Genomic DNA, 6363 nt, shown 5'->3' with positions numbered 1-6363 from the left:
CCTCCGCCGCAGCGGCGCACAACTCGTCGCCTCCGGACGCCTCCACATCCAAGCCGTCCTCGCCGCACTCGAAGCCGCAGAAGCAGCCGAGACGACCACCCCGTGAGACGCGTGCCGTCAGCCCCGGACGCCGGTCCGGGGCTGACGGCACGCCACCGCCACCGCAGCCGTGGGCCACTCGTCGCCGCCGCGCGCGCGAGACAGCTCGAGGAGGACCCCATCGCCACGACGACACCCCCCAGTCCTTCCGCGGGCGCGCACCCCGGGCAGCCCCAGGAGGCCGACCTGCTCCGGACCATGCTGCGCCGGCCTCAGTACCGCCGGACGCTGGTGCTGTGCGGGCTGCTCGGTCTGCCGGTGGCACTGTTCGCGTTCTGGTTCCTGGTCTCCATCCACCAGTTGCAGCAGCTGGTCTGGGTCGAGTGGCCCAAGGACCTGGGCTGGGACCAGGCTCCCTGGTGGTGGGCGCTGGGGCCCATGGCGGTGGCCGGACTCGTCGTGGGGCTTGTGGTCGCGTACATGCCGGGGCGGGGCGGGCACATCCCGGCGGGCGGACTGCACTCGGGCGGGATGAGCAAGCAGGCGCTGCCCGGGGTCGTGATCGCCGCGCTGGTCGGCCTGCCCCTCGGCACCGTCCTGGGTCCCGAGGCGCCCCTGATCGCCTTCGGCGGCGGGCTCGCGCTCTTCCTGGCCCATCTGATCCGCGTCCCGGAGACCCAGACCACGAAGGAGATCCTCGGCGCCGCAGGAGCGGCGGCAGCCATCTCCGCCCTCTTCGGCAACCCGGTGGTCGGTGCGGTCCTGCTGATGGAGGTGGCGGGTGTGGGCGGGCCCCAGCTGTTCGCGGTCATGCTGCCGGCCCTGCTGGCCAGTGGTGTGGGTGACCTCATCTTCACGGGTTTCGTCCACTGGACGGGGCTGGAGACCGGCAGCCTGGACACCGGCCTGCCCACGCCGCCGCCCCTGGACTGGCCCGATCTGGTGTGGGTCCTCCTCCTCGCCCCGGTGCTCGCGGTCCTCGTCCACTTCATCTTCACCGGCGGCCGCTACACGGTGCTCTTCACCTCCAAGAACACCGTGCGCAACACGGTCCTGTGCGCGTTCGGCGCGGGTGTGTGCATCACCCTCTACGCCCTGGCCACCGGCCGCTCCCCCGCCGAAGCCGCCCTCTCCGGTGAGCAGACCCTCAACGAGCTCGCCCAGAACCCCCAGGCCTGGTCGGTGGGCGCCCTCATCGCCGTCCTGGTCTTCAAGTCGATGGCGTACAGCCTGTGTCTGGGCAGCATGCGCGGCGGTCCCGTCTTCCCCGCCCTCTTCCTCGGCGGGGCGATGGGCGCCCTGGTCGCCCCGCTGCCCGGCTTCGGGCTGGTTCCCGCCATGGCGGCCGGGATGGCCGCCTCCGTCACCGCCGCCCTCCGCGTGCCCGTCAGCAGCGTCGTCCTCGTCGTGCTCCTCCTCGGCAACGTCGAGACCGTCGCACTCGTCGTCCTCGCCTCGGTCATCTCGTTCGTCATCGCCGAACTCCTCCCGCCCGGCCCCCGGCTCCCCGCCGCCCCGGCCGCACAACCCGCCGGCCCCGCACGGAGTCCCGCCCAGGGCCCGGCACAAGGCCCCGCGCAGGGCCCCGCACCGCAGCGACCCTGACGCCGGGGGGCAGCCGTACCGGCAGGGGCCCGCGGGGCGGACCGGCGGCGCGCCGAGGGGCGGGCGGGACCGCGGTGGACGGTGCGGCCGGTGCCAGAATCATCGTTCATGGCATCACGCGCAGGCTCTTCCGCGTCCGCCTCGGCACCGTCCTCCCTGGTGCTCCTGACGCTCGCCGCCGGTCAGTTCCTGATGGCGCTCGACAGCTCGGTGATGAACGTCTCCATCGCGACCGTGGCCGAGGACGTCGGCACGACCGTGACGGGGATCCAGGGCGCGATCACCGCCTACACCCTCGTCATGGCCATGTTCATGATCCCGGGCGGCAAGGTCGGTACGCTCATCGGCCGCCGGCGTGCGTTCATGATCGGCTGTGCCATCTACGGCTGCGGGTCGCTGACCACCGCCCTCGCTCCCAACCTGACGGTGCTCCTGGTGGGTTGGTCCTTCCTCGAGGGCGTCGGTGCGGCGCTGATCCTGCCGGCCATCGTCGCCCTGGTGGCGGGCAACTTCCCTCCCGAGCGCCGGCCCACCGCGTACGGGCTCGTCGCGGCCGCCGGTGCGGTCGCGATCGCGGTCGGCCCCCTGGTCGGCGGGCTCGCCACGACGTACTTCTCCTGGCGCTGGGTGTTCGCGGGCGAGGTCGTGCTCGTCCTGGTGATCCTGGTCCTCGCCCGCCGCCTGGCCGACGCCCCGGCCGCCGAGCGCCCCCGGTTCGACCTGGTCGGCGCCGTCCTGTCGGCCGCCGGACTGGGTACCTTCGTCTTCGGCGTGCTGCGCGCGGGCGAGTGGGGGTGGTTCCGGGTCAAGCCCGGAGCCCCGGTCTGGCTGGGCGTCTCCCCGGTCGTCTGGCTCATGCTCACCGGCCTGCTCCTGGTGTGGGTCTTCCTGCGCTGGGAGGCACGGCTGGACCGGCGCGGCCAGGACACCCTCGTCCGGCCGGAGTTCCTGCACAACCGGCAGCTCACCGGCGGCCTCACCGCGCTGTTCTTCCAGTACCTGGTCCAGATGGGCGTGTTCTTCATCGTCCCGCTGTACCTGTCGGTGGCCCTCGGACTGTCGGCCCTGGCGACCGGCGCCCGGCTGCTGCCGCTGTCCGTGTCGCTGCTGGCCGCGGCCACGCTCATCCCCCGGCTCCTCCCGGACGCCTCGCCCCGGCGCGTCGTCCGGATCGGGATCTTCTGCCTCCTGGCGGGGGCGGTCGTCCTGATGGCGGCCCTGGACGTCGACGCGGGCCCCGAGATCGTCACCGTGCCGCTGCTGCTGATCGGCGCCGGCATGGGGGCCCTGGCCTCCCAGCTCGGTGCCGTGACCGTCTCGGCCGTCCCCGACCGGCAGAGCGCCGAGGTCGGCGGTCTGCAGAACGCCGTCACCAACCTCGGCGCCTCGATCGGCACCGCACTCGCCGGCTCCATCATGATCACCGCGCTGACCAGCTCGTTCCTGACCACCATCCAGGCGAACCCCGCGCTTCCCGACGAGGTGAAGAGCCAGGCCACCCACCAGCTCGCGGGCGGCGCGCCGTTCCTGTCCGACGCCCAGCTCCACACGGCGATGGACGACGCGGGCGTCCCGCCCGAGACCGCGCAGGCCGCGCTGGACGCGAACGAGGAGGCCCGGCTCGACGGCCTGCGCGCCGCCCTCGCCGTGCTCGCGCTCACCTCCGTCCTCGCGCTGTTCTTCACCCAGCGCATCCCCACCGCACCGCCGCGCGCCGACACTGACCCCGCCGACGGCACCGAGGCCCCGCCACCCGACCCGCACGGGACCGCGAGCCCTGCGTGATCCGCCTCCCCGGCGTCGGGTAAGGTGCCCGCTCCGGCACGTCCGGTCAGGGACCGGTCGCGTGGGCGGGTGCGGGGTGGGGGGCGTCACGGGATGAGGAGCCGGCAGCGGTTCGGACGCGTCCGCGGGCCTCGGCTGGGGCGGGACTTCGGGTGGCTGTGGGGAGCGTACGGGGCCAGTGCGCTCGGCACCTGGCTCGCCTTCGGCGCGTTCCCGCTGATCGCCGTCCAGGTCCTGCACGCCGGACCCGCCCAGGTCGCGACCCTCTCCTCGGTCGGGGCGGCGGCGGGTGCCGCCCTGGCGGTGCCGCTGGGCCCGTGGACGGAGTTCCGCCGCAAGCGGCCCCTGATGATCACGATGGACCTGGTGCGGTGCGCGGCGCTGCTGACGGTCCCGGCGGGGTACGCGCTCGGCGCGCTCACCTTCGTCCAGCTCCTGCTGGTCTCGGTCGTGGTCGCGGCGGCCGACATCACCTTCCGCGCCGCCTCCGGCGCCCACCTCAAGACGCTGCTGCCGGCCGACCACCTGCTCGTCGCCAACGCCCGCTTCGAGTCCACGGCCTGGACGACGACCATCGTCGGGCCGCCCCTGGGAGGCGCGGCGATCGGGCTCCTCGGCCCGGTGGCGACGGTCCTCGCCGACGCCGTCAGCTACCTGCTCTCGGCCCTCGGGATCCGGGCGATGCGCGGGGACGAGCAGCGCCCGGCGCGCCGGGAGGCCACGCGCACGCGGACGCGGGACCTGCTCGAGGGCTGGCGGTACGTGCTCGGCGACCCGGTGCTGCGCCCGCTGTTCCTCAACACCGCGCTGTTCAACGGCCTGCTCATGGCCACCGAACCGCTGCTCGCGGTCCTCATGCTCGGCCGGCTCGGGTTCACGCCCTGGCAGTACGGGCTCGCCTTCGCCGTACCCTCGGTCGCCGGGCTCCTCGGCGCTCGGCTGGCCCGGCCGCTGGTCACCCGGTTCGGACAGGACCGGGTCCTGGTCACGGCCGGGACGCTGCGAGCGCTGTGGCCCCTCGGACTGGTCTTCGTACGGCCCGGCGCGTCGGGGCTGGCGCTGGTCATCGGCGTCGAGTCGGTCCTGATCTTCTGCTGCGCGGTCTTCAACCCCGTCCAGGCCACGTACCGCCTGCAGCACACCCCGACCGACCGCCTCGCCCGGACCCTGTCGGCCTGGGGGGTGACGACCAGGGCCACCACCGCGGTACTGACCGCCACCTGGGGCGTCCTGGGCGCCGTCCTCGGCCTCCGCGCCGCCCTCGGCCTGGCCGGCCTGCTGCTGCTGACGACCCCGCTGCTCCTGCCACGCCGCGGCGCGGGGGGCGGCGGTGGACTCCTCAGCCTGTGGCGGAGGACCGCTGCGCGGCGCCCGGGAGCCCGGGATGCTGCTGCCCGAGGTCGTAGCCGTACATCCTCGACCAGCTGTTCGGGAAGATCTTCATGAGGGAGGACAGGAGCTTGTAGCGGGCCGTCGGGACCGAGACCACCTTGCCCTTGCGCAGGTCGGCCAGTGTGACGCGGACGAGGACGCCCACGTCGACCCATCCCCAGTCCGTCCTGTTGGGGATGCCGGCCCGGTTGTTGAAGTCCGTCAGGACGTCCCCCGGGCACAGGGCCATGATCTTCACGTCGGACGTGCGCAGGGCCCTGCTGTAGGCCATCTCCTCGGTGTGCCGCAGGACGGTGGCGGTGCTGGTGCCGTAGAGGGAGTCGACCCACGCCGGGGCGATGCCGCAGACGCTGGCGACGTTGATGACGGCGCCGCTGCCGCGGGCGAGCATCGCCTGGACGGCCGTGAGGGAGAAGTGGACCTTGGCGACGGCGTTGACCTCCAGCATGTCCACGCGCGTGCCGTGGGTGTCGTGCAACCGCGCCCCGAGCCGCTCCAGCTTGGCGACGTCGCGGGCCACCAGGACGAGGTCGTGGGTGGCGGCGAGCTGGCGGGCGAACTCCTCGCCGATTCCGGAGCTGGCACCGGTGATCAGGGCGACGGGCATGGCGGGATCCTTTCGTGGCGGGCACGGCGGGCTCGCCGGCGAGAATGTCACGATCGGGGTGGTGCCGTGGGGCACGAAACCGGCCAGAGTCGAGCACGGGGAACGGCTGGGGAGCCAACCGCCGCCCCGGGGCTGGTCCCGAGGGTCCGACGGCCGGGGCCGTCGGACCGTCCTGGGGTGCTGCGGGGGGTCCTACGGCAGGTCAGGTGTGTTCGGGGCGTACCCGAAGGACAGCTCCCCGGACACCGGGCCGGCGTGAGCACCACGGAGCTGCACGGCCGGCAGCGGCCCGTTCGGCGTCCAACCGGTGGCGTCCGGGGTGAAGGCCGCGCCGTTGATGGCCACGTGGAGCTGGTAGACCTGTCCGCTGTTGGACATCAACCTGATCCACGCGTCGTTGCCCTGGGCCCCGATGGCGATGGAGCAGAAGGGACCGCCGGTGGTGGGGTAGCCGGGCAGCGTGCTCAGGTTCTGCCAGACAATGGTTCCGCCGGTGGCCGGGCCCCGACCGCCGTAGGCGACACCGTTCCTGATCGCAGCACCGAACTGCCCGTTGCTCCCCGGCACGATGGTGTCGATGTCGTCACAGGCGCCGGCGTCGCCCGTGGCACCCGCCGGACCGGTGGCACCGGTCGCGCCGGTGACACCGGTCGGACCCGTGGCGCCGGTGGCACCCGTGCCCGTCGCGCCAGTGGCACCTGTGGTGCCGGTGGCGCCTGTGGTGCCGATCGGGCCGGTAACACCGGTCGCACCCGTCGCCCCGGTATCACCCGTGGCACCTGTCGCGCCCGTGTGGCCGGTCGGACCCGTATCACCCGTGGGACCCCTCACGCCCGTGGGACCGGTAGCGCCGGTCTCGCCCTGCGGGCCGGTCACGCCGGTCGCGCCAGTAGCGCCCGTCGCACCTGTCGGACCCGTGTCACCGATCACACCCG

At 73.6% G+C, this 6363-nt stretch carries 5 protein-coding genes; 3 read left to right on the top strand and 2 right to left on the bottom strand.

What is annotated here, in order from left to right; all coding sequences use genetic code 11:
• Window positions 1–297: 297 nt before the first annotated feature.
• From IF43_RS0132005 to IF43_RS0131995, 3 genes are all read left to right on the top strand, one after another.
• The gene (locus IF43_RS0132005; protein WP_030209024.1) at window positions 298–1644 is read left to right on the top strand and encodes a chloride channel protein; all 1347 of its coding nucleotides are present in this window, start codon (window positions 298–300) and stop codon (window positions 1642–1644) included.
• Window positions 1645–1752: 108 nt separating this feature from the next.
• Complete coding sequence (locus tag IF43_RS0132000; protein ID WP_051796580.1) at window positions 1753–3429, top strand: MFS transporter; 1677 nt, start codon at window positions 1753–1755, stop codon at window positions 3427–3429.
• 93 nt (window positions 3430–3522) lie between these two features.
• A complete protein-coding gene (locus tag IF43_RS0131995) occupies window positions 3523–4875 on the top strand; it encodes an MFS transporter (protein ID WP_078910613.1) in 1353 nt (450 codons plus the stop codon).
• On the opposite strand, the gene IF43_RS0131990 is transcribed toward IF43_RS0131995, so the two are convergent.
• Together IF43_RS0131990 and IF43_RS43790 are read right to left on the bottom strand one after the other, a co-directional pair.
• Window positions 4769–5428, bottom strand: coding sequence for an SDR family oxidoreductase (locus IF43_RS0131990; RefSeq protein WP_030209009.1), 660 nt, complete (start codon window positions 5426–5428; stop codon window positions 4769–4771). The genes IF43_RS0131995 and IF43_RS0131990 overlap by 107 nt on opposite strands.
• A gap of 192 nt (window positions 5429–5620) precedes the next feature.
• Entirely contained in the window at window positions 5621–5995 is a 375-nt protein-coding gene (locus IF43_RS43790; RefSeq protein WP_324605142.1) for a hypothetical protein, read from the bottom strand.
• Between the last annotated feature and the right edge of the window lie 368 nt (window positions 5996–6363).

The organism is Streptomyces sp. NRRL S-87 (assembly GCF_000719335.1).
In the GTDB taxonomy this organism is placed as follows: domain Bacteria; phylum Actinomycetota; class Actinomycetes; order Streptomycetales; family Streptomycetaceae; genus Streptomyces.
Note: the sequence above shows the minus strand (reverse complement) of the source record. Positions and strands in the feature narration are given on the sequence as shown.